The following is a 23148-nucleotide window of genomic DNA, read 5'->3' as shown; positions in this document are numbered from 1 at the left end:
CTATGCCTTACCCCACAATCTGACGCGACTGATCCCACCATCGGGATAGATGTTAACTCGAATATGGGTGATCGGACCCAGTGGATTTACTTGGCTGAAGTGGTGATCATGATCAGCGCTGAGTGGCTGAGCTGCCAATAGTTCCGGCCAAAACATACTCTGGCTAATGAGGCTTAAATCGTTCGGGTCACTAATGTGCGCCGCTTGAATCGATAACTTATCGGGGAAGTTACCTTTAAAGTGGGTGGTGGCGATTTCAATTTCTTCAACGCTGCCTGCTTGACCCAAGGCGATAATACACCAGTCGTTACCGGGTTCACGGCGACGGCGGGTTTCCCAGCCATCTCCCATGTTGACGCCTTTGCCTGGTGCCAGCAAATTACTGGGAGTACCGTAGTGGGCATCGTTAAAGCCAACCACCCGGCCACCATTGACTAAGGCGACCAAATCGATTTTCTCGTCACTTTGAATATCGGCTTGTGGCAGGCCAAATACTCTTAAGCGAGCAATCCCGCCATCGGGAAAAATATTTACTCGTATATGGGTCACCGCCTGAGCTGTGCTCACTTCAAAAAACTGGCTACTGTCGCCTGCGAGAGCGCTGGCAGGGAGCAGGGCTTGCCATTGGGTTTCGCTGTCGGGCTGTTCCTGATCGCTATGACAAACTTCCAAACTTACGGCGGGGGCAAAGTTGCCGGTGAAAAAATGGGTATCTACTTGTACACCTTTCACGATACCTTTTACGCCCAGTTTTACAATGCTCCAATCATGGCCCGCATCGCGGCGACGACGGCTTTCCCAACCATCCATCCATTTACCGTTATCGTCATACTTATCAGGATAAAAAACCGCTGGTAGGTGATTAAGCATGCGGTCGGCTTTGGCAAAAAAGTCATCACTGACTGCAACCACAGTGCTGCCGAGGCGGTGATCGGCTAAGTTGATAAATTGACGGCTAAACTCTGGCGCATCGGTGTTAGCGCTGGCGGTGATTACTTGGCTCATGATTGTCCTTATCGTTCTTGTATGTTGTGTTCACAGACTCAAGATTTGAGTCAAATGCATCTAATTTAGCATAACTAGAGGCAATCGTTTCATGGTCGATGTTAAGCAGTTCCAAGTTTGATCACTAATATGACATCGGCGCATAGGCCTGATGTCTAGATTGAGTAAAACTTGCCTTAGTTATAATGCTCTAGTTCATCCAGCAACTGATATTGCTTGCTGATTGCGGCACTACGTTGCTGCGCAGCAGTGCCCAAATAGTCGTAAATTTTATTACTTAAGTGTGCCAATAAACTCATCGGTGCCGCATAACTGTCGAGTGCTGTATGGTTGCTCATCGGACAAACTAATAGGTGTTTTACGTCTTTGGCATAGCGTTGTCCCGATTGGTCAGTGATCAGCACACTATTACAGTGACTAATTTGCTCAATTAGCGCGGAGAACAATTTGGGGCGACGGCGGATCCCAATCACGATGACTAAGTCATCAGCCCTAAGCTGGCTGAGATCTTCACCAATACTTTGCCCTGGCAGCGGCAGCAAATTCACGTTTGGCCGACATTGGGTGAGTTGTTCGCGCAGGTGCATCGCTAAAGGGTAGCTATTGCGGTAGCCAATAATGGTGATCGCTTTGGCGTGACTAATTTGTTCGACTAGTAAATGGAAATCGAGAGGCTCTAGTTGTTGATAGAGCTGATTGATGCTCTGAATATCCTCTTTATCGCCATGGCTGCCCGGCTGATTGGTGAGCAGCGGTTGGCCCCATTCGCGCTGCTGGCGCAGTTCATCGCAAACTTGCTGATGGTCTTGATAACCGAGCTGGCGAAAAAATCGACTAACGCTGGCTTTTGAAACTTTACAGGCCTGAGCAATTTCTGCGGTGGATAAAATGAGAACCTTGTCTGGGTGGTGCTGTAGGTAATCGGCCACCACTCGGGCGGTGCCAGATAGCTGTTGGTAATGCTCTACAATTCGTTGATTAAACGGACAAACCGATTTACTCATTGGCCACTCACTCCTTGGTTTCGCTATGGCTTGATGCGATTACAGCACCGCCGAAATAAAGCTTTGTAATTCGCTGGTCTGAGGATTGGCAAAAACGGCCTTACTCTCGCCTGTTTCCCATACTTTGCCTTGGTGCATAAATACCACTCTATCACCCACATCACGGGCAAAGTTCATTTCGTGGGTCACCAAAATAAGGGTCATGCCCTCGGCGGCGAGCTGCTCCAGCACTTTGAGAACTTCTCCGACCAGCTCCGGGTCAAGCGCTGAGGTGATCTCGTCACACAACAGCACCTTGGGCGACATTGCCAGCGAGCGGGCAATTGCCACACGTTGTTGCTGACCACCCGACATGCTGGTGGGGTATTGGTCAAACTTATCGGCCAGGCCAACTTTGGCTAATACCGACTCGGCCAGGGCGCGGCATTCGGCCTCACTTTTCTTTAATACCAATTTCGGCGCTAACATGATGTTTTCCCCGGTAGTCATATGGGGGAATAAATTAAAGTTTTGGAACACCATGCCCACACTACGACTCAGTAAACGCAGCTGTCTTTCATCATCGCTCACGGCTTGTTTGTCGACAATAATAGCGCCACCTTGAAAAGGCTCCAAGCCATTAATACAGCGCAATAGTGTGCTTTTACCAGAGCCACTACGACCGATGATCGAAATGACCTCTCCGGCCTTCACTTTTAAGTCGACGCCTTTTAAAACGTGGTGTTGACCGTAATATTTATGAATTTTTTCAATACTAACCAGCGACATTGAGTTTTTTCTCCAGATACTTGCTGTACAGCGACAGTGGAAAACACAGTAGGAAATATAGGGCGGCGACTAAGGCAAATACCTTAAAGGGTTGAAAGGTGGCATTGTTCAGCATGGTGCCTGCTTTGGTCAGTTCAACAAAGCCGATAATGGAAGTGAGGGCGGTGCCCTTAACCACTTGTACCGAGAAGCCAACGGTTGGCGCCACGGCCACTTTGAGCGCTTGCGGTAGAATAATATAGCGCATGGTTTGTAAGAAGCTTAAACCCAGAGTGCGAGCCGCTTCCCACTGACCTTTGTTGAGCGACTCAATACAACCACGCCATATTTCGCATAAAAAGGCGCTGGTAAACAGGGTTAAGCCAATAATGGCCGCCGTCCAAGCGTTCACATCGACTCCGACTAGGGACAAACCAAAAAAGATCAGGAATAACTGCATCAGCAGAGGCGTCCCTTGAAAGAGTTCTACGTAGCCTCTTACAATTGCCCCCAATACTGGGTTACGGCTGACCCGCATAAAGGTAAGCAGCAGGGCCACTAAACCACCGCTGGCAAAGGCTATTAGCGATAATAAAAGGGTCCAGCGTGCTGCCAATAATAAGTTACGTAAAATGTCCCAATCGGTAAATTGCGTCATTATTGGGCTTCCTATAAGCTTGGATTTTTGAACATGCGTCGAGCACCGAGTTCGAATAACTGACGCATTGCAATAGCTAGCAGCAAATAGATCAGTGCGGTGACCAAATACGATTCGAAGCTTAAAAAGTTTCGAGACTGAATAAAGTTGGCGGAAAAAGTGAGTTCTTCAACCGAGATTTGCGACACCACAGCCGATCCCAACATCACAATAATGCATTGGCTGACCAGCGCCGGATAAATCCGTTGAAAAGCCGTAGGTAAGACGACTCGGCTAAAAATTTGCCAATGGCTTAGCCCGAGCGTTTTACCAGCTTCCCACTGACCTTTGGGAGTGGCTTCTATGCCTGCTCGAATAATTTCGGTCAGGTAGGCACCCAGGTTGATCACCATCGCTAAACAACCCGCTTGCCAAGCACTTAGCTTAAAACCCAGTGCGGGCAAACCAAAGAAAATAAAAAACAACTGCACAATAAATGGAGTATTACGAATTACTTCAACGTAGCTGCTAATGAGCCACCGCAGCCAAGGTTTCTGACTCACACGGCCAGCAGCCCCAGCGGTGCCAAGTAAAATACCGGCAACAGTGGAATATAAGGTGAGCTCGGCGGTGGTGAGTAAACCTTTGCTTAACTCCGGTAAATAGGGCACTAGGCCCGCAAAATCCAGCTGGTAGCTCATTAGTCTCTCCGATTTAAAGGCCTGCAGGAAGGGAGGTTTTAAACCAAGTTAGTGATAGTTTTTCTAGTTCACCTTGGCTTTTAGCTTTGGCTATCAGGCTGTTCACCTTGGCAACTAAGGCGTCTTCACCCTTCATTACACCCACATAACAAGGCGAATTCTTCAGCATGAATTTGGTCATCGGTTTACGATCTGGGACGCGTTTGGCAATTTCGGTAGCCACTAGGTTACCGGTAGCGATTAGCTCGACTTGACCGGATAAGTAGGCCGATAAGGTGGTGTTATTATCTTCAAAGCGCTTAATGGTGGTCGAGCTATCGACTAACTTGCTTAGTTCAATATCCTCTACTGCACCTCGGGTTACCCCAATGGTTTTTCCAGCGAGATCAGCGGCGCTGGTCACTTTCACGTCTTCGCTACCAAATACACCCAAGAAAAATGGCGCATAAGCATCACTAAAGTCGATGGCTTTTTGGCGTTCTGGGTTTTTACCCAGACTCGAAATAACCAAATCAACTTTACGCGTTTGTAAGTAAGGAATGCGGTTCGCGCTGGTGACGGGCACAAGCTCTAATTTCACCCCCAGTTCTTTCGCAAGATAACTGGCCATATCGATATCATAGCCCTGAGGTTGCAGGTCACTACCTACCGAGCCAAATGGCGGAAAATCTTGTGGAACCGCCACTTTTAGTACGCCGCGCTGGGTTAAAGTGTCAAGCTGATTGGCTTGAACCAAAGTTGAGCTGAACATGCTAAGCGCAATTGCGGCGCCAGCGAGTAGAGATTTAATTTTAAACATAGTGCTTCCTTTGCGAGTGTATTGAAATAAAGTTGAAACGATTGAATCTTGTGGGTTTGTTTTTGCAACAACTGAGCCAGTCACCAAAATATCCATTTAAAATTTTAATTCGTAATAGATTACAAGGGCTTAATTCGGTGTTGATGAGACGGAAACGGTCGCTCGCGGAGATTTTTAGCTTGGTTTGTATGACGAATTGCACATTTTGAGGGCAAATGTTGCACTTCGGTGCAGCTCTGTTAGCGCATCAAGCGATTAACGAAACGCCTAATGAAGCGTTGAGCGTGACTAATATTGGGCAGAGGGTAGGTTTTAAGTGAGGTGAGTCAATTACTTTTATCTTTAATTGATTGTTAAATAAGGATTTTATGGCCTGTGATAAAAACGTGATAAGTTCGTGAGCTGCTTGGGATAGCTGCTGTTTAAGCTGAGTGCGACTGTTAATTTAGGACCACAAAAGGAGCGAATCATGGATCTCAAGTCATCTTTATTGGCACTGCCACTGCTTGCGGTAAGCAGCTTAAGCCACGCCGCAATGCTCGATGTAAAAATTACTAACCTAACACAAGGCATTTACTTCACCCCATTACTCGTGACCGCACACGCTGCCGATAGCCATCTGTTTGAGGTGGGTCAAGCGGCTTCAAGTGCACTGCAAGCGATGGCCGAAGGCGGAGATATTTCCGGCTTAGTTAGCATTGCCGATGGTATTGCTGCGGTATCGGTGCAAAATCCGGCCAGCGGTTTATTAGCGCCAACTAGCCAAGCCATGCTGAGCGATATGGATACAGGTGCCAATACTCAGTTGAGCATTGTGGCGATGATGTTGCCGACCAATGATGGTTTTGTTGGCATCGACAGCTGGCAAATTCCCAGCGAAGCGGGAACCTATACCTTTTATATGAACGCTTATGATGCGGGAACCGAAGCTAACGATGAAATCATTAATGGCGGCGGCGCACCGGGGACTCCGGGAATTCCGGCCGATCCGGGAATGCATGGCGGAACGGGGGCTAGCGGCGTGACGACTGTTTCTAGCAACAGCAATATTCATATTCACCCCGGTAATGTGGGCGATAGTGATGCCAGCGGCGGCATCAGTGATGTAGATAGCCGTATTCATCGCTGGTTAAACCCAGTAGCTAAAGTACAGGTTACCGTGAAGTAAGGAGCAATGATGGCTATCTTAAAATTTACTCAGCGAGCCTTGACCATCGGGCTGCTGGCAGCAGGCTTAAGCGCCTGCGGCACTGACGATGTAAGCAGCAGCGCTGCGATGCAAAGTTATCAAGTTACCATATACAACGATACCGCAGCGCAGGCTTTATCGCCAGTTATGTTAGCGATCCACGATAGCGCGATACAGCTGTGGAGCATTGGTGCACCGGCAAGTTTGGCTTTAGAAACCTTGGCTGAAGGCGGTGATGCAAGTGCTTTAGTGGCCACGTTTAATGGCAAGGATGTCGCCATGCTTGGCGCTGGGGCGGTTGGCCCCGGCGACACAGATAGTTTGATGATTACTGCAGCGGCGCGCCACGATATGCGTTTGTCATTGGCAAGTATGTTGGTGAACAGCAATGATGCCTTTAGCGGATTGAATGCTTTGGATCTCTCCAAGGTGATGGTGGGTGAAACCCTGACTTATCCTTTGCCCGCCTATGATGCTGGCACCGAAGCCAATAGCGAAGCGGCTGGCACCATTCCCGGTCCAGCCGACGGCGGTGAGGGATTTTCGGCAATTCGTGACGATGTGATGAATAAAGTTTCCCGTCATCCCGGTCTAGTGACTCAAGCAGACGATGCTGCATCGGTATTAATGCCCCAACATCGTTTATCGAATCAGGTCGGTCGGGTGGTGATCACTCGTATCGATTAAGCACCCCATGGGGACGTCCGCAAAGTTGCGGACGTACCTATTTAAGCTGCTATGGAGCATTTATGTCAGCACGGATCTTGGTGATTGAAGATGACCACGATATCAATAATTTAATCGTTATGAACCTCGGTGACCTGCTGTATCAGGTGGAAAGTTGTGATCATGGGGGCCAAGGTTTTATCCAAGCCAGCCAACAAGCCTTCGATTTAATTGTATTAGATCTGATGTTGCCGGGGATGAATGGCCTGGATATTTGTCAGCAATTACGGGCTCGGCAGGTTAATACCCCGATATTAATGTTAACCGCACGGGATTCAGAAGCCGATCGGGTGGTGGGTTTAGAAATGGGGGCCGATGACTATCTTACCAAACCTTTTAGTGTGCGTGAGTTACAGGCGCGGGTGAAGGCAATGCTGCGCCGAGTTGACCTGTTGCAGCAATCTCAGAATCACCCCGAACCGCAGTTAATGCAGCGCCAAGACTTAAGCATCGACGTGGCGCGGCGTCAGGTCTCGGTGGCTCAGCATGTGGTGGAGCTTACTTCCACCGAGTTTGACTTGCTTTATTATCTGGCTAAATCGCCGGGTTTAGTGTTTAGCCGCACTCAATTATTAGATGAAGTGTGGGGTTATCAACACAGCGGCTATGAGCACACGGTGAATTCGCACATCAATCGCTTACGCACGAAGTTGGAAAGCGATCCCTCTCATCCTCAGTATGTTCTCACCGTATGGGGCGTGGGGTATAAATTTAATGATGTTTAGCTTGCTCAGCTCTTTCTATAGCAAATTAGTGTTGGCGGTTGTGGCTTGTTTTATCTTGGCGGGGATCTTGCTGCTTGGCTTGGCCCATCAAAGCTCACAACAGTATCAAAATGAAATCGAGCAGAAGTTACACCTAAAGTTGGCTGAATACCTGGTGAATGATCAGCAGTTATTTCAAGATGGTCAGCTCGATCCCAAGGCGATTGAGGCAGCTTTTCATTCGATGATGATCCTGGGGCCAAGTTTCGAATTTTATATTCTGGATCCGCAAGGTAAGGTGCTGACTTATTCAGCCGACCCGCAAAAAATTAAACGCACCCAAATTGACTTAAGCCCGATCCGGGCTTTCATTCAGGGGGGGCATGTGGTGCCAATTGTTGGTCAAGATCCTCGTTCTAACAGCCGGAGTAAAATATTTTCGGCGGCAGAAATACGCGATGCAAGCGGGCTAAAAGCTTACCTATATATCATTATTGGTGGCGAGATCTACGACAGCGTGGCCGAGCTTTTACAAAGTAGTCATATTATGAAGCTCAGCCTGATTGGTTTGTTTTTCATTTTGGGCTTTAGTTTGTTGGTGGTGGTGTTGGTATTTGGGCTGCTCACCAAGCCATTGCGTCGCCTCGCCAAAGATATCGATCAATTCCAACAAGAGGGTTTAGAGAAAAACGCCAACATTGCCGAGCATTGGCAAAATAACTCCTACGACGAGGTGCAAAAGCTGGGTGCGGCCTTTAGTCATATGGCCACCACCATTCAAGGTCAATATCAAAAGGTGAAGGATACCGACCAATTGCGCCGTGAGCTAGTCTCTTATGTATCGCATGATTTAAGAACTCCGCTGGCATCCTTGCAGGGATACCTAGAAACCTGGCAATTGAAACATCGCGATTTAAGCATCGACGAAGGCGAAAAGTTGATTCAGGTGGCACTAAGCAGTGCCCGTAAAACCAGTGCCTTAGTGGAGCAGTTGTTTGAACTTGCCCATCTGGACAGCGAGTCGGCGACGCTCAATCAGGAGCCGGTGGCGATTGCCGAATTGGCGCAAGATGTGATGCAAAAATTACATTTAGCTGCGCAAGCCAAGCAGCTGCTGATGCAGGTAGAGCCTCAAGATCCATCGTTAATGGTAAACGCCGATATTCAACGGATCGAGCGGGTATTTACTAACCTGCTGGAAAACGCCATTCGTCATTGCAGTATCGGCGATCGAATTAGCGTGCGCATTCAGCAACACCAAGAGCCACACAAACTCAATATTGTGGTGAGTGACACCGGCTCAGGCATTCCCGCCGATGATCTACCGTATATTTTTGATGCCCATTATCGGGCGGAAAACCGAACTCAGGATCGCAGCGCTCACGGTGGCCTGGGTCTGGCCATTGCGAAGCGGATTGTGCAATTACATCACGCCAGCATTACCGTTGATTCTTGTTTAGGTGAGGGAAGCCAATTTAGCTTTGCGCTGGATAAACCGGCTTAACTGGGGCTCGGCCAGATGGCGAAGCACTGTTAAGCACTGTTAAGCACGGTGCCCAAAGTTAAGCTTGGCGGGGGACTTGGAAACTAGCGGTTTAAGGCTTGGCGTGATTGAGTGAGTCTCGAAACTGACTGGGGCTTTGGCCAGTTACCCGTTTAAATTCACGATTAAAGTTAGATTTAGTTTGAAAACCGGCATTCAGGTAAATTTGAGTGAGGGTGTCATGGCTATTCGCCATTAAGTTTTTGGCTTGGGTGATACGGTATTCGTTAACCACCTTGGACACGTTGCGGCCGTATATTTGATTTACTGCAATCGATATTTTTCGCGCCGGGATCCCCAGTTTACGAGATAAGCGATCAAGGGTTAAATCGGGGTCGAGAAAGGCTTGTTTATTTAGCATCAGTTGATCGAGCTGTTGCACTATTTGCTGGGCTTGTTGCTGGCTTAAGGGAGGCGCGTTTTGGTCTTTAGCCGCGCTTTGCAAATCGCTGGGCTTAAGCACTGCTGCACCAGTTTGCTGGTCACTGGCGCGGGTACTCAGGCTCACAAAAACCACCGCCAACGACAGCATCGGTAACAAAAATGCGTGCCCAAGGCTCAGAATATAGCGAGCATGTTGTCCTTGGTACCAGGCAAAATCTAAGGAAATACTGGTATCGATCATCGCCGAAAATAACAACATCAGCCCGGCGATGCGCTCTGACTTTCTTGCCCATTCAATCGCCGATAATTGTACTTGTTCCGGCAGTTCATCCTTGGCTAGGGAGCTTCGCAGCAATGCAAGCCCATAAGCCAGGTAAAGTGTGGTTAAGGCGATATCTAATAGGGGGAGCCAGCTATGAATAAACCAGGCGAGGGTCACCAGTATTGGGCCCAAGGCATGTAATCGTGATAAACCTTTGGCGTGATGGGCTTTGCTAAAACAATACCAAGCGGCAACCGGGATCAAAGACGCCAAAATGGGGGCTAGGAAATGCAAAATCGTCGCATCAACTGTCCAACGTAAGCCAACCACCGCAGTGGTTAAAGCACACAGCAGTAAAAATAAGCCACCATTTTTTGCTTGCTCGGGGTTTTGCACCATCAGGCTCAGCGCCAGCATCACCAATAACAGAGATACCACCATGGGTAAGGGGATAGCCAACATAATAATTCCATTTTCCTTTCAAGGCTAAGTTGTCATTTTCATTAGGCAAGCATACCTAGCTTCAGCGGTGGGGAGAAGCGCCCCGCGTCCTTAAACCCGTTTTAGGGCGTCCTCGAACCTGTTCTAGGACGCTTCATTCCCCCAATTACCGCATTCTAGCGTGGTTCTGCAGCATCTTTGCTGCGTATCGCTTAGCGTTTAATTGTGGAGAATGAATCATGAAATGGTATTGGCAAGCATGGAAATATGCGTTGGTGTTTAGTGGGCGAAGTTCCAGAGAAGCATTTTGGATGTTTTTTGCGGTAAACCTGTTGGTGGGGCTAAGCGTACTGATTTTGGAGCTCACTGGAGTGACGACCGCTTGGGTCGATATTGTGTATAGTTTGAGCTGTTTTCTCCCGATGCTTGCGCTAACTGTTCGACGTTTACATGATACTGGGCGTTCGGGATGGTACTTGTTATTGATGGTGATTCCGCTGGTTGGGCCCTTGTTGCTATTGTTTCTTTTGGCCCAGCCCGGATTACCGGGTCGCCATGCATTTGATCAATTTCCGTTACAAGGGAGCCATTTATGAATCACAAATTGATGAATGTTGGAGTGAACTTATCGTTGCTATTCAGCTTGATTTATTTATTAACGCATATTCCCTTTATTGTGGCGAAAGAAGTCGACTTGCCAAGCATTCCTGCTGGCGCACAGGGTGTGGTTTATGTTGAAAATGCCAGCGAAGGACAGTTGTTGTACTTGCATGGGATCAGTGGCAAAGGGATCTATGTGGCCAAAGGCGAGCCCGGCGAAGTGTGCGTGATCCCATCATTTCCAGTGATTGCGGGTGGCTTTGATGGTCAGGGGATCGAGATTGCCAAAGCCAAGCCGATCCGCTTGGTGGTTTACAGTAAAGCGGTATCTGAGCGCTTGAAAGCTGGCGAGCAAGTGGTTAGTGAAGATTGGGTCCTGAGCCAGCCCAATAGTGCTGTGCGAGGCGATATTGGGATCGAGTCAGGGCTAAGTTTGCAACAGGGTTTTATCTTACATCCGCGAAAGTTTTGGAGCTCGTGGTTTAGCAGCCGTTGGCGTCAAGCGAGCTGTAAGGCGGCAGCGCATTTGTAAGGTGGCAGCGCATTTTACCGCGGCAGTGGCGACTGGCAAATAAACCGGCTTAGTTTGTTGGCATCGCATCGGCGCAGTCATACGGGACTGCGCTCGTTTTCATTTGAGCTAAAGCCGATTTAAATCGAGTCTCAGGGGCTAGCGAGGTCATCGACCCGGTATTTAATAGATGAGTATAGATTTGGGTGGGTCGGATATCGCTACGCCCCAGTTGCGCTTGAATGGTTCTAATGTCGGAGCCTCGTTGCAATAGATGGGCGTTGCTATAGATGGGCTTTGCAATAGCTGGCTGGCAAATGACAGGCTCAAAAATACCAGTGCATTTAAGGCAAGGGCCTGACTTTGTGGTGCGAGCTCCCTTTGGTTAGCGAGATCGCTCAAAAAATGCTCAGCCTCTCGGTTGTGTATGTCTTTGGGATGGCGTTTTGGGTTGAATAAAATAAAGCGCTATATCCATGCTAAGTCCCTTCGGACTGTTTTTTTTCAAGCGTATTAAACGTATTTTTATCCTCGATAAACGCGAGATATGATGGGCTCATATGTCGACCTTTGTACTGTGATTATATACAGTTAAGTGGGTTCCCATCTTTCTGCAAATGCATTACCATCTTTCATGCATGGTCAAAATGGTGATTCACTGATATGCTGTTGATAAAATTGAATATTAAAGGGTGTGTGAGCTTCTATGGTGCGTGATAGGTGGTAACTTCGCATGCGTGAAAGATGGGAATTTGCATATTAATATACTGTTAACCATCTTGAGGAATCGAGCATTGAAATATATTTTGACATTAATCGCAGGAATATTTTTAGCTTCTTGTGCTTCTCAACAATCAAAAACTCCCGGCACAGATATTAACGAAAAGGTATTTGAGCTAAGCCCAGCACAGCTCGACGCACCCACTATGAATTTTGAATCACTTGAAAAGGAGATTGGAGCTCTTAATAAGTATATAGGTAGTTACCCGCCTCGTTTTACTAATGAAAACGAGCGTGAGTTAGTTTATAAAAATTGGCTTACATTGGTATCTGAGGCAGAAGCTTATAATAGAGTAGATTCCAACACCGAAAAATCGCTTTATTTACTATCTGAGCTGTATCGTCAAGGTCATAATATGGATGTGTCAGGTAGTGCAGAGAAGGCACTAAGTAACCTAGATTCGTGTTTGCTCGCTAACGAACATTCAATACCATGCAATTTTTCAGCGTCATACTTTTATCTCTCTATTGGCGCTGCATATTTAGATAAAGCAGAGAAAAGCTTATCTGTTTTAAAAAATCACTATAGCCCTAAACTTAATCACGAAGTAGAGGCTGGGTATGTATTCCTATATCTGTATCGTCAGAATGTACCAATGGCTAAAAAGCAAATTGACCTATTCATTCAAAGTTTCCCAAGCTCATCAAGGATCGCAGCATTCACGAACATCAAGAAAAACTTAGGTGAGACTATCGAGTGGAAGCAGCAGTAATGGTTAACAAGGCGCTGTTGTCGGACAAATTTTCCGCTGCGTTCCAAATTTACCGCAAAGCGCGGCGTTATGTTCTCTGGAGAATATATGAATAAGTTAAACCGAAGACTGTTAGACCTAAATGGGCAGGATAGTCCGGCAATCACGTCTGAAGTCTATTATGACCCAGATACAAATGAGACCATTGTTGACTATAAAACTGGCGGTATAACTTGCCCTTCTATAAAACTGACATCTGCCCAAGCTAAAGTTTTTTCCGGCTACTCACTTGTACGTAAAGACTTAAAGTTTTGTATCAAGTTGCTGAAATTGGCGCTTGATTATGCAAGAAAGTACTTCCCTGAAGGTTCGCAATCTTTTGTTCGAGATGAATTTGATACCGAGGCTGATATCTTGAAATCATTGTATATCTCGCTCGTTGTAACTTATGGAAAATGTTTTACTCAAGCTAAAGGACGTAAAGTTAAATTAGAGCTTAGTGAAATGTTTAAAAAAGAAGACACAGTACTTAAGGAATTACATCTTGAGTTAATGGAGCAGCGTCACCAGTACGTTGCTCATGCAGGTGTTACTTTACATGAAAAAGCCCAAGCTATTTTAGTGCTTCACCCAGCCCAAAATGCGGGAATACCCCCAGTATTGACCACTATTGCTCAACACACATCAACAATGGATGTTGAATACTATGAACAGTGCCTTAAATTAATTGAGCACGTAGACAAGAAAGTATGCCAGATTGTCACTAGCAAAGGTGAGGTGCTGAAGAAGTCGGTATTCGCTGAAACTTCGTTAGAACAGTTGTACGCGAAAGCACGAACATAACAAACGACTATGGTGTCAATAAGTTAGATTAAATTATTTTTGCATCCCATAATATATCTAAGACACCCATCGTTAACTAGCGGTATTTGTTCCTGTCCAAACTCATTTATATTCAGAAGTGTGTTTTAAAGTCGTCGTAATACTAAGAAGATAAAAATCTAAGCTACTATCGCTAGTTCTAGCTTAGATTTTTATTGAATGGCTTAGCTAAATAAACCGTTATCTACGAACGATCATTTGCTCTCGTTCTGGTCCAACCGAAACCATGACGATCGGAACTCCCATTAACGCCTCGATGCGAGTTATATAATCCTGCGCGCTTTGAGGAAGGCTCTCGAAAGTACGGCAAGCGGTGATATCTTCATCCCATCCCTGCATTTTTTCATAAACAGGTTGCAGCTCTGCAGTTTGAGGCCAAATTGGATTTTCACTGTGTTCGCCATTGTAAGCAATACAGATTCTAAGGTCCTTCATACCGCTTAAGCAGTCTATTTTAGTTAATGCAATCTCAGTTGCGGCTTGCAGTTCAACCCCATTTCGAGTCGCCACTAATATATCTAAGACACCCATCGTTAACTAGCGGTATTTGTTCCTGTCCAAACTCATTTATATTCAGAAGTGTGTTTTAAAGTCGTCGTAATACTAAGAAGATAAAAATCTAAGCTACTATCGCTAGTTCTAGCTTAGATTTTTATTGAATGGCTTAGCTAAATAAACCGTTATCTACGAACGATCATTTGCTCTCGTTCTGGTCCAACCGAAACCATGACGATCGGAACTCCCATTAACGCCTCGATGCGAGTTATATAATCCTGCGCGCTTTGAGGAAGGCTCTCGAAAGTACGGCAAGCGGTGATATCTTCATCCCATCCCTGCATTTTTTCATAAACAGGTTGCAGCTCTGCAGTTTGAGGCCAAATTGGATTTTCACTGTGTTCGCCATTGTAAGCAATACAGATTCTAAGGTCCTTCATACCGCTTAAGCAGTCTATTTTAGTTAATGCAATCTCAGTTGCGGCTTGCAGTTCAACCCCATTTCGAGTCGCCACCGCATCAAAGTACCCCATATCTCGTGGGCGGCCTGTAACCGCGCCGTACTCATTCGAACTTTCTCGGAAGTTATCTTGTTCTTCCATCGCTGTAACTAAGGTTCCTGTACCCACTGATGAACTAAACGACTTAGCGACAGCGATAACACGCTCTGGCCTCAATGCTGGTAAACCACTGCCAATACCGGCATAGGCAGCGGTCACATTTGATGACGTTGTCCAAGGGTACTCCCCATAAACGAGATCACGGCCAGCACCCAATTGAGCTTCAAATAATAGCTGTGCTTTGGTTGCTTGCAGCGCTTTAAGAGGCTCGGTGACGTTACAAATAAATGGACGCCAAGATTTCGTTATGTCTAATAACCATGCCGTAAGTTCTGCTGCACTTTGCGAGTAATCGCAATCTGGGTATAAGGCTTTTAACTGAGGAATTTTCCAATCTAGCATAAATTGAATTCGCTGCTCTAGTACGTCTGGCTGATTCAACCAACCAACTAAAATGCCTTTCTTCATTACACGATCGCCGTAAGCCGGTGCAATACCCTGACGAGTAGAGCCGTAGGCTGCATCACCGAGTCTTTGTTCTTCTAATGTATCTTCAAGTGCATGTAGAGGTAGACACAAGGTAGCACGATCGGAGATACACAAATTCACATCCACTCCCGTTGCCTTAACTTCTTCAATCTCTTCAGTTAGTGCCGCTGGGCTAATCACCATGCCAGGGCCAAGAACAGCAATACAGTTCGGATTGAAAATTCCGCTTGGCAGCTGGTGCAGTTTGAACGTGCCGAAGTCATTAACAACGGTATGTCCGGCATTATTGCCACCTTGAAAACGAATACTGGCAGAAGCATCTGATGCTAAAAAGTCAACAATACGGCCTTTACCTTCATCTCCCCAATTGGCACCCACAACGACAATAGACGACATAATATATCTCCGATTTGATTGTGAAATCATCTTAAACTTGTCGATCTAATAAGAGAAATTAATCATAGTGATTAACTTGATAATAATTTCATATGATTAATATTTATATCGCTTAGCTTAGCCCACATAAAAGGTGAAACGATGCTGGATATCCATTGGCTTAAAACTTTTGTTACGTTGGCGGAATGCAAGCATTTTGGCAAAGCTGCAATTGCATTGCATATGACTCAACCAAATGTCAGTTTACACCTTAAACAATTAGAGCAAGCTACTAGCGTTAAGCTCATTGAACGTAGCCCATTCCACTTAACTCAAGCGGGTGAACGCTTACTTGAAAGTAGCCAACGAACGTTACAAGAATTACAGGTTTGCCAAGCTGATCTTAATGCTCTTAATGATCTGAATAAAGGTACGATTACTATCGCGGCCAGCGACATTATCTCTCGTATGTTACTCATTGAAGCGTTTAAGTTGTTTAAAGGTGAGTACCCAGGAATCGATATCGTGTTATTAAATACCACGTCATCGCAAGCTTCTGAACTTGTTAGAAATGCTGAGGCTGACCTAGGGTTTGTTATCTCCCAAAAACAGACGCAACCATTGCATTTTGTTGAATTACAGCAGGTAAAGTGGGTTGCATTAGGCTTTGGGTTTGAACGAGGTACAGAGCAAGACAAAGAGTTAACCTTGATCTTGCTCGGTCATGATACCCGTACCAGAGATCTCATTGATAACGCATTACCTACGCTCAATTTAACTAATTATAGAGTGATGGAGGTTGGCAGCGTAGATGCGCAAATTGATTGGGCAGAAGCGGGGTTCGGAGTGGCTATTGTTCCAGAGTTTGCACTGTCAACGCCGCGTTATCTCAAGTCATTAGTCACACCTTTAGCTGATTTTCCTACGACAGAGCTAGGTTACATTGTTCGGCAAAACCAGATTTTATCGAAAGCCATCAAGCAACTTCTTCATTGGGTGAATCAAGGGATTACTTTGTTGCAAGAGAATCGAAACGAATATTAATAACTATATTAATAACTATGACACCCATTGCAGTATTATAATAACTATAATAAATATGACATCCATTTCAGCATTACCTGATTATTGCGGTTTAACGATCTGATCGCGGAAAGGCTAGAAGGTTCAATCTCAGTAATCATAATCATCAAAAATAATCATGACACCCACCCCAACTCAAAAATAATCATGACACCCACCTCAACTAACGAAACGCTTTTAATAGTCTAAACTGTCAATAGTGATTTATTTGGGGGAGTTAACATTATGCCTCGGTCAAGACGCTCGCAAGTGAGCTTATCGGATACACCCTACTATCATTGTGTTTCGCGTTGTGTTCGACGGGCGTTTCTGTGTGGCGAAGACCAACAAACCGGTAAAAGCTATGAGCACCGCCGCCAGTGGGTCGAGGATTATTTACTCAAATTAGCGTCAGTGTTCGCCATTGATGTTTGTGCTTATGCTGTCATGAGTAATCATACCCACCTCGTGCTACATGTTAATCCGCAGCAAGCAGAAGTCTGGTCAATGGATGAAGTGTTAGAACGCTGGCATCGTTTGCATCAGGGCACCTTACTGACTCAGATGTATCTCAACCTTGAGTTACGTTCGCAGTTAAGTGAGGTGCAACTACAAGCCATTCGCGCCACCGCCGAAGTCTATCGGGCTCGACTCTTCGATTTAAGCTGGTTTATGCGCCATTTAAACGAACACATTGCGCGAGCCGCCAATCAAGAAGACCAATGTACCGGTCGATTTTGGGAAGGACGCTTTAAATCCCAAGCGCTTTTGGATGAAGCCGCACTCATGGCGTGTATGGCTTACGTAGACCTAAACCCCATCAGAGCCAAGATGGCAAGTACACCAGAGGACTCGGCCCATACCAGCGTACAGCGACGAGCAAAAGCCGCTCAGCTAAAACAAGCCCAGGCAACAAACCTGTTTCCCTTTGTGGGTAACCCAAGAGAGCCGATGCCCCAAGGCTTACCCTTTGGGGTAATAACTATGACACCCACCCTAACTAACGAAACGCCACATAATAGTCTAAACTATCAATAGTGATTTATTTGGGGGAGTTAACATTATGCCTCGGTCAAGACGCTCGCAAGTGAGCTTATCGGATACCCCCTACTATCATTGTGTTTCCCGTTGTGTTCGACGGGCGTTTCTGTGTGGCGAAGACCAACAAACTGGTAAAAGCTATGAGCACCGCCGCCAGTGGGTCGAGGATTATCTGCTCAAATTAGCGTCGGTGTTCGCCATTGATGTCTGTGCTTATGCTGTCATGAGTAATCATACCCACCTCGTGCTACATGTTAATCAGCCGCAAGCAGAAGCTTGGTCAATGGATGAAGTCTTAGAACGCTGGCATAGCTTGCATCAGGGGACCTTACTGACTCAGATGTATCTCAATCTTGAGCTACGTCCGCAGTTAAGTGAGGTGCAACTGCAGGCCATTCGCGCCACCGCCGAAGTGTATCGGACTCGCCTGTATGACTTAAGCTGGTTTATGCGCCATTTAAACGAACACATTGCGCGAGCCGCCAATCAAGAAGACCAATGTACCGGTCGATTTTGGGAAGGACGCTTTAAATCCCAAGCGCTTTTGGATGAAGCCGCACTCATGGCGTGTATGGCTTACGTAGACCTAAACCCCATCAGAGCCAAGATGGCGAGTACACCAGAGGGCTCCGCTCATACCAGCGTACAGCGACGAGCAAAAGCCGCTCAGCTAAAACAAGCCCAGGCAACAAACCTGTTTCCCTTTGTGGGTAACCCAAGAGAGCCGATGCCCCAAGGCTTACCCTTTGAGCTGAAAGACTATCTTGAGTTGGTTGATATGACCGGACGCACGGTAAGAGAGGATAAACGGGGTGACATCGACAGTAGCGAAAGTTCCATCATCCAACGCTTAGGGATAAATGAAGCGCAGTGGCTGATTTTAAGCGGTGAGTTTGAACGGCACTTTTCTGGCGCAGTCGGTAAAGAGCGCTTGCTCAGACAATACCATCAGCATATGGGGCATAAACGAACGGCCGGTTTAAGTTGCAGCAAACGTTTGCTAAATCGCACTTAAGTGCGAGCTTACTTTCGAACCATTCATTCTCCATCAGCCTTGCTGAGGCGTGCATTGGTTCAAAAATCATCGAAATGAGCCATTTTTGCAAACTTACCCGTTAATTGGCATGACAACGGCCTGAGGACTAAATGATTGCAGTGGTGTTCAGTTCATTAACGTTGTTACTGTCTTTGTGTTTTTTATCATGGATGTCCATGCTTCGCTTCATGCTTCGCTTGAATTCAGCCACCAATCAGCATGATTAACGCCTGAGGACTAAATGATTGCAGTTGTGTTCACTTCACTAATACTGTTACTGTCCTATAGTTTTTATCATGGATGTCCATACTTCGCTCTTTTGGATGTCCATACTTCGCTTGGTTGGATATCGTCTTTAGGAAAGAACAATGCAATTTACAATGATGCTCCTCGCTGTTGTACTCTGTTTTACAGCATCCATCGCGCATTCCGTTGGTATAAAAAAAATAGTAGTTCCTGCTGATAACAAAGGCCCTGCAATAAACGCCGTGCAATGGTCACCATGCTCTAGCGCCTCAGGTGAAATACTGGCCGGACCGTTTGTTCTTCTTGGGGTTCGTGATTGTCCCGTTGCTGGAGAACACTTGCCTCTCATTATTATTTCACATGGGTTTGGCGGGTCGAGCCTCAGCCATCATGACACAGCAACAGCTCTCGCTAATGCAGGCTTTATAGTGGTGTCACTCAACCATCCTGATGATACATCTACAAATAAAACAAGATTTCATAATCTTAAAGCTTTGATTACTCGCCCGATGGATGTCAAACGGCTCATTAACTTCATGCTAACCTCATCACCAGACGCAGCATCAATAAACCCAAATTCTATTGGTTTTTTTGGCTTTTCACGTGGTGGTTATACCGGTCTTGTCCTAGCAGGGGCGGTTCCTGATTTTGAGAAACTACTCATTCCATGTTCCGACAGGACCGGCGCAACGTGTGACCATGCAAACATAAAGCAATTACCTATGTTACCCCCCAGCAGCGATCCTCGGATCATGGCTTATGTGATTGCCGATCCTTTGAGCAATATCTTTGCAACATCAGACAGTTTGAAACATATCACTAAGCCAATCGAGCTCTGGGCATCTCAAGAAGGGGGGCATGGTGTGTCCCCAAAAGATGTTCCCGCTATCGCGCATAATCTGCCCATGAAGCCAACTTTCCATCTTGTTCCCAATGCAGGCCATTTCTCTTTTTTGACCACATGTCCCCCCAAGTTAGCTAAAACATTACCAGAGCTTTGTATAGACAAACCAAATTTTGACCGAGCCGCTTTTCACAAAAAATTTAACACCGATATGATTTATTTTTTTCGTAAAAATCTAATTAAAGTCCCGTAACTCATGTTTGGAAAAACGACCAAGCCCTCTAAGTGCATATATAACTAAATAATACTCAGCTTCTAACTGGTGAACGTCACTTTCGTAGTGACTAAAACCCTGCCTTGTTGGATTTAATACGGTCGAAGATCTGAGCTTGTGAACTGCTATGCTTCAGTCATTCAGCAACTTGAATAAAGCTCTTGCGCGTATCTAAGCCTATGAAAATCATGGTATCGTTGTTCAGATTGCCTACATGATTAGTCGTTTGCACACGAGTCATGGCTCTGGCTTCAAACTAAACCCCCGAATATGGAGGCTAGCACCTCGAGCGGGCATTATGTCTAGATGTATAGGAGATAATTATGAATTTTGGCATTCTTGTATTTGATCAGGTAGAAGAACTCGATTTTGTCGGACCGTGGGAAATGCTCACGATGTGGCGAAAAAATGCCAACGGTCCAGAAAATTGCATCATTGTGAATGAAACGCTTGACCCCGTTACTTGTGCAAAGGGTTTGTCGATCAACCCACATGCTTCATTTTCATCTTGCCCGCCGCTTGATTATTTACTTATTCCTGGAGGTGAAGGTACACGAACTGAAGTTGATAACCCGGTGCTAATCGATTTCGTTGCCAATCAAGCAAAGAACTGCAAGGCGGTTTTATCGGTTTGCACAGGATCTTTTGTGCTGCATGCCGCGGGGCTTTTGTCTGGCAAAAAGGCAACCACTCATTGGCAATCATTGGAACGTTTACGGGCACTTGGTGATGTTACCGTGGTTGAACAGCGCTACGTGCAAGACGGTAATGTCTGGTCTTCTGCGGGGGTTTCCGCTGGCACAGATTTAATGCTGGCTTTCATCGCAAATGTCGCTGGTGAAACCACCGCGGGACAAATACAGTTTGCCGCAGAATATTACCCCTCTTCGGTCAAGTACGGGGGGTTTGAGAACCACGAAAAAGCGCCCGGATATCTAAGAAAAAACTAACAAATGGCTAATTCGGACTTGGTCGTAGCTCCGGTTGAGTAGACACCTCATTCAAATAAGATGAGGTGTTTATGCCCGCTTATAAAACAGATCAAAAGTTTGAGCGATATTTTTAGGGTGGCATTTTTGTCTACATAACACGTTGAGGTGTCCTACATCTCGCAGCAGAGCGATTGGTTTTAAAGTGAGCCACTGCTGCGTATATAGTCATCGTAAATGGTGGGTTATTTATATTACTGCTAATATTACTGCCTTTTCTTTGGTTGATTAGAGATATCAAAATGTCGCATTCAGAAACTAGCTGTCTTTGTGGTGCTGTAAAAATTACCGCGGAGGAAATCAATCCTAAATTCACGGTGTGTCATTGCCAATCATGCCGAACTTGGGGTGGGGCTCCGTTCTTTGCTGTTAAGTGCGGTACGAAAGTTAAAATTGAAGGGGAAGATAAAGTAAAAATGTATGCGTCGTCCTCTTGGGCATCTCGGGGTTTTTGTACTGAGTGTGGTACTCACTTGTTCTACAAATTTAAAGAAACTGGTGAATACAATATGTCACTAGGTTTGTTCTCTGAATTGGAAGGGCTGGAAATGGATATGCAGTACTTTAGTGATATGCGGCCGAGTTACTACTGTTTTTCAAATGAAACTAAAGAAATGACAACCGCTGAAATAATGGCTTATTTCTCATAAAAATGTAGCTAAAAGATTAACGATACCTAGCATAAGACAATCTTAAGTGAGCGGTTTGGATACAGCTTACCATGGCTGCTTTTTCTTTGTTCCTTTGTGATGACCTGACGTTGAGCGTTAATTTTATAGGAGTATCATGTTTGATCGAGTTGCACTTCAAAGTCTGTAAAAGACTTCTATGATAATAAAGACAGTATGCATGGATTGGCGCATATTACTCGACGGTTTGCCGAGGCTAGCAAACTTGCATCTAACAGAGACTATTGCCAGCACGTTTTACTATTAGGCGTATATTTCCATAACATATTTAACGAGCATCAAGCTATTCTAGCTGAGTTGATTGACTCAAAAGGATTGAGCTGTGAGCATATTCCATTGATTACCTGCGAAGTTCTCGAATCAATAGCTCACTCAATTCCAAAATCAATGGGAGGGCTACTTCTGTATGATGCTGATTTGAATTTACCCAGCAATTTACTCAGGTAATAGCAATCTGATTCATTATATGATCAACTTGCTGCGCAGAATAAATCTGTAGATAACGAGGCATGAAGTGCTGTAACTAGTGGCTCTAATGACAAGATACATCACCCAGTTAGCGCTGATTTAGGTCAGTAATAATCAACAGATAATGAGTTAGACAGGTATAACATAGGGCTAAACCCTAACGCTATTGTTGCAGTTCTGTCTAACAAAACAGAGAGCGTACTTCAGATGAAAAGCGAACATATTGGAGAGTTGGTATTAAACGAGGCTCAGATCCAAGACGGCGTTAAAATTGTGGCGAGTAAACTCAATGCTCAATTTCAAGATGCGGTGATAATCAGCGTTGTTCCGGGCGGCATTTTATTTACGGCTGATTTAGTGCGGCAGTTAATGTTTGAGCTGAGTATGGATTATATTTCTTGCCCGCATACACCCGGTGATCGCAGTAATGCCTCAAAAATTGTTTATCATCAGAATATTCGTATTGAAGGCAAGCATGTAATTGTTATCGATGATGCGATTGAATCTGGCGGTACCATGAAACGCTTGATCCAGCATTTATCGGATCACTATAAAGCGAAGTCCTTATCCATCGCTACGCTGTTTGTTAAACCGGGTCGAGAAACTATCGCGGTGCCGCAATATTTTGCTTATGAAATGCCAAATGATGATTTACTGGTTGGATACGGCTTGCCTTGGCAAGATAAATTAAGAAATGTGCCTTATTTGTCCAAGTTGGTGAAAGGACACTAAAGCTATCTGCTAGGGCTTAGTGGACTGTGCTGATAATGTCTGGGAGCTGAATCGACGGTTGGGTCGTAAGTGCCATGCTTTCATCAAAACAGGCTAAAACCCCATGGTTATTTTTGCGATTTATCGCTATGCCAAGGCGCTGGAAGGTATGCCTGTTTACCTAAACGCTGTTGTTGAAGTTTTGTGAGCAAAAAAGTCAGAGCGCCAAACGTACTCTCAAGCGATGTGTGAAGGTTGGCAG

Annotated in this window: 23 protein-coding genes and 2 pseudogenes; 15 read left to right on the top strand and 10 right to left on the bottom strand. The window is 45.7% G+C overall.

Annotated elements, in window-relative coordinates; all coding sequences use genetic code 11:
• From alc to ACRRSY_RS15485, 6 genes are all read right to left on the bottom strand, one after another.
• The gene (alc, locus tag ACRRSY_RS15510; RefSeq protein WP_432452338.1) at positions 1-1005 is read right to left on the bottom strand and encodes an allantoicase; all 1005 of its coding nucleotides are present in this window, start codon (positions 1003-1005) and stop codon (positions 1-3) included.
• A 176-nt stretch (positions 1006-1181) separates the two neighbouring features.
• Entirely contained in the window at positions 1182-2009 is an 828-nt protein-coding gene (locus ACRRSY_RS15505; protein ID WP_432452339.1) for a MurR/RpiR family transcriptional regulator, read from the bottom strand.
• A gap of 39 nt (positions 2010-2048) precedes the next feature.
• A complete protein-coding gene (locus tag ACRRSY_RS15500) occupies positions 2049-2771 on the bottom strand; it encodes an amino acid ABC transporter ATP-binding protein (protein ID WP_432456161.1) in 723 nt (240 codons plus the stop codon).
• On the bottom strand, positions 2764-3414 hold the full coding sequence (locus ACRRSY_RS15495; RefSeq protein WP_432452340.1) for an amino acid ABC transporter permease: 651 nt from the start codon (positions 3412-3414) through the stop codon (positions 2764-2766). The genes ACRRSY_RS15500 and ACRRSY_RS15495 overlap by 8 nt, the downstream gene beginning before the upstream one ends.
• Before the next feature lie 11 nt (positions 3415-3425).
• On the bottom strand, positions 3426-4094 hold the full coding sequence (locus tag ACRRSY_RS15490) for an amino acid ABC transporter permease (protein WP_432452341.1): 669 nt from the start codon (positions 4092-4094) through the stop codon (positions 3426-3428).
• A gap of 13 nt (positions 4095-4107) precedes the next feature.
• Entirely contained in the window at positions 4108-4893 is a 786-nt protein-coding gene (locus tag ACRRSY_RS15485; RefSeq protein WP_432452342.1) for a transporter substrate-binding domain-containing protein, read from the bottom strand.
• Between the two features lie 469 nt (positions 4894-5362).
• Here ACRRSY_RS15485 and ACRRSY_RS15480 point away from each other — a divergent pair, with 469 nt between their 5' ends.
• The 4 genes from ACRRSY_RS15480 (at position 5363) to ACRRSY_RS15465 (ending at position 9016) form a co-directional block, all read left to right on the top strand.
• Positions 5363-6061, top strand: coding sequence for a spondin domain-containing protein (locus ACRRSY_RS15480; protein ID WP_432459795.1), 699 nt, complete (start codon positions 5363-5365; stop codon positions 6059-6061).
• Between the two features lie 9 nt (positions 6062-6070).
• Entirely contained in the window at positions 6071-6769 is a 699-nt protein-coding gene (locus ACRRSY_RS15475; RefSeq protein WP_432463620.1) for a spondin domain-containing protein, read from the top strand.
• A gap of 62 nt (positions 6770-6831) precedes the next feature.
• Positions 6832-7533, top strand: a complete 702-nt coding sequence (locus ACRRSY_RS15470; protein WP_432463619.1) for a response regulator transcription factor — start codon at positions 6832-6834, stop codon at positions 7531-7533.
• The gene (locus ACRRSY_RS15465) at positions 7523-9016 is read left to right on the top strand and encodes a sensor histidine kinase (protein ID WP_432463618.1); all 1494 of its coding nucleotides are present in this window, start codon (positions 7523-7525) and stop codon (positions 9014-9016) included. The genes ACRRSY_RS15470 and ACRRSY_RS15465 overlap by 11 nt, the downstream gene beginning before the upstream one ends.
• Positions 9017-9107: 91 nt before the next feature.
• Here the strand turns inward: ACRRSY_RS15465 and ACRRSY_RS15460 are convergent, their stop codons facing one another.
• Positions 9108-10163, bottom strand: a complete 1056-nt coding sequence (locus ACRRSY_RS15460; RefSeq protein ID WP_432463617.1) for a helix-turn-helix domain-containing protein — start codon at positions 10161-10163, stop codon at positions 9108-9110.
• A 218-nt stretch (positions 10164-10381) separates the two neighbouring features.
• Between ACRRSY_RS15460 and ACRRSY_RS15455 the strand changes: the two genes are divergently transcribed.
• Together ACRRSY_RS15455 and ACRRSY_RS15450 are read left to right on the top strand one after the other, a co-directional pair.
• Complete coding sequence (locus ACRRSY_RS15455; RefSeq protein WP_432463616.1) at positions 10382-10738, top strand: DUF805 domain-containing protein; 357 nt, start codon at positions 10382-10384, stop codon at positions 10736-10738.
• Complete coding sequence (locus ACRRSY_RS15450) at positions 10735-11274, top strand: hypothetical protein (RefSeq protein WP_432463615.1); 540 nt, start codon at positions 10735-10737, stop codon at positions 11272-11274. The genes ACRRSY_RS15455 and ACRRSY_RS15450 overlap by 4 nt, the downstream gene beginning before the upstream one ends.
• A gap of 162 nt (positions 11275-11436) precedes the next feature.
• On the opposite strand, the gene ACRRSY_RS15445 is transcribed toward ACRRSY_RS15450, so the two are convergent.
• Entirely contained in the window at positions 11437-11682 is a 246-nt protein-coding gene (locus tag ACRRSY_RS15445) for a phage integrase N-terminal SAM-like domain-containing protein (protein ID WP_432464729.1), read from the bottom strand.
• A gap of 365 nt (positions 11683-12047) precedes the next feature.
• Here ACRRSY_RS15445 and ACRRSY_RS15440 point away from each other — a divergent pair, with 365 nt between their 5' ends.
• Both ACRRSY_RS15440 and ACRRSY_RS15435 read left to right on the top strand, forming a co-directional pair.
• Positions 12048-12746 carry a hypothetical protein gene (locus tag ACRRSY_RS15440; protein ID WP_432463614.1) on the top strand — a complete coding sequence of 233 codons (699 nt, stop codon included), beginning with the start codon at positions 12048-12050 and terminating at the stop codon, positions 12744-12746.
• An 87-nt stretch (positions 12747-12833) separates the two neighbouring features.
• Positions 12834-13568, top strand: a complete 735-nt coding sequence (locus tag ACRRSY_RS15435; protein WP_432463613.1) for a hypothetical protein — start codon at positions 12834-12836, stop codon at positions 13566-13568.
• A gap of 219 nt (positions 13569-13787) precedes the next feature.
• Here ACRRSY_RS15435 and ACRRSY_RS15430 read toward each other — a convergent pair.
• Positions 13788-14138: pseudogene (locus ACRRSY_RS15430) on the bottom strand (adenylosuccinate synthetase); the annotation flags it as partial.
• 149 nt (positions 14139-14287) lie between these two features.
• A complete protein-coding gene (locus tag ACRRSY_RS15425; RefSeq protein WP_432463612.1) occupies positions 14288-15547 on the bottom strand; it encodes an adenylosuccinate synthase in 1260 nt (419 codons plus the stop codon).
• 141 nt (positions 15548-15688) lie between these two features.
• Between ACRRSY_RS15425 and ACRRSY_RS15420 the strand changes: the two genes are divergently transcribed.
• The 7 genes and pseudogenes from ACRRSY_RS15420 (at position 15689) to ACRRSY_RS15390 (ending at position 22907) form a co-directional block, all read left to right on the top strand.
• The gene (locus ACRRSY_RS15420) at positions 15689-16570 is read left to right on the top strand and encodes a LysR family transcriptional regulator (protein WP_432463611.1); all 882 of its coding nucleotides are present in this window, start codon (positions 15689-15691) and stop codon (positions 16568-16570) included.
• Positions 16571-16834: 264 nt separating this feature from the next.
• Positions 16835-17566 (top strand): annotated as a pseudogene (locus ACRRSY_RS15415) (transposase); the annotation flags it as partial.
• Between the two features lie 85 nt (positions 17567-17651).
• Positions 17652-18644, top strand: a complete 993-nt coding sequence (locus ACRRSY_RS15410; protein ID WP_432463610.1) for a transposase — start codon at positions 17652-17654, stop codon at positions 18642-18644.
• Positions 18645-19033: 389 nt separating this feature from the next.
• On the top strand, positions 19034-20008 hold the full coding sequence (locus ACRRSY_RS15405) for an alpha/beta hydrolase family protein (RefSeq protein WP_432452359.1): 975 nt from the start codon (positions 19034-19036) through the stop codon (positions 20006-20008).
• Between the two features lie 344 nt (positions 20009-20352).
• Positions 20353-20979 carry a DJ-1/PfpI family protein gene (locus ACRRSY_RS15400; protein ID WP_432463609.1) on the top strand — a complete coding sequence of 209 codons (627 nt, stop codon included), beginning with the start codon at positions 20353-20355 and terminating at the stop codon, positions 20977-20979.
• Between the two features lie 281 nt (positions 20980-21260).
• Positions 21261-21668, top strand: a complete 408-nt coding sequence (locus tag ACRRSY_RS15395; protein ID WP_432452361.1) for a GFA family protein — start codon at positions 21261-21263, stop codon at positions 21666-21668.
• 714 nt (positions 21669-22382) lie between these two features.
• Positions 22383-22907, top strand: coding sequence for a phosphoribosyltransferase (locus tag ACRRSY_RS15390; RefSeq protein WP_432463608.1), 525 nt, complete (start codon positions 22383-22385; stop codon positions 22905-22907).
• Positions 22908-23148 lie beyond the last annotated feature (241 nt).

This window comes from Agarivorans sp. QJM3NY_33 (assembly GCF_050870865.2).
In the GTDB taxonomy this organism is placed as follows: Bacteria; Pseudomonadota; Gammaproteobacteria; order Enterobacterales; family Celerinatantimonadaceae; genus Agarivorans.
The sequence above is the reverse complement of the archived record's forward strand: the minus strand, read 5'-3'. Positions and strand labels throughout refer to the sequence as shown.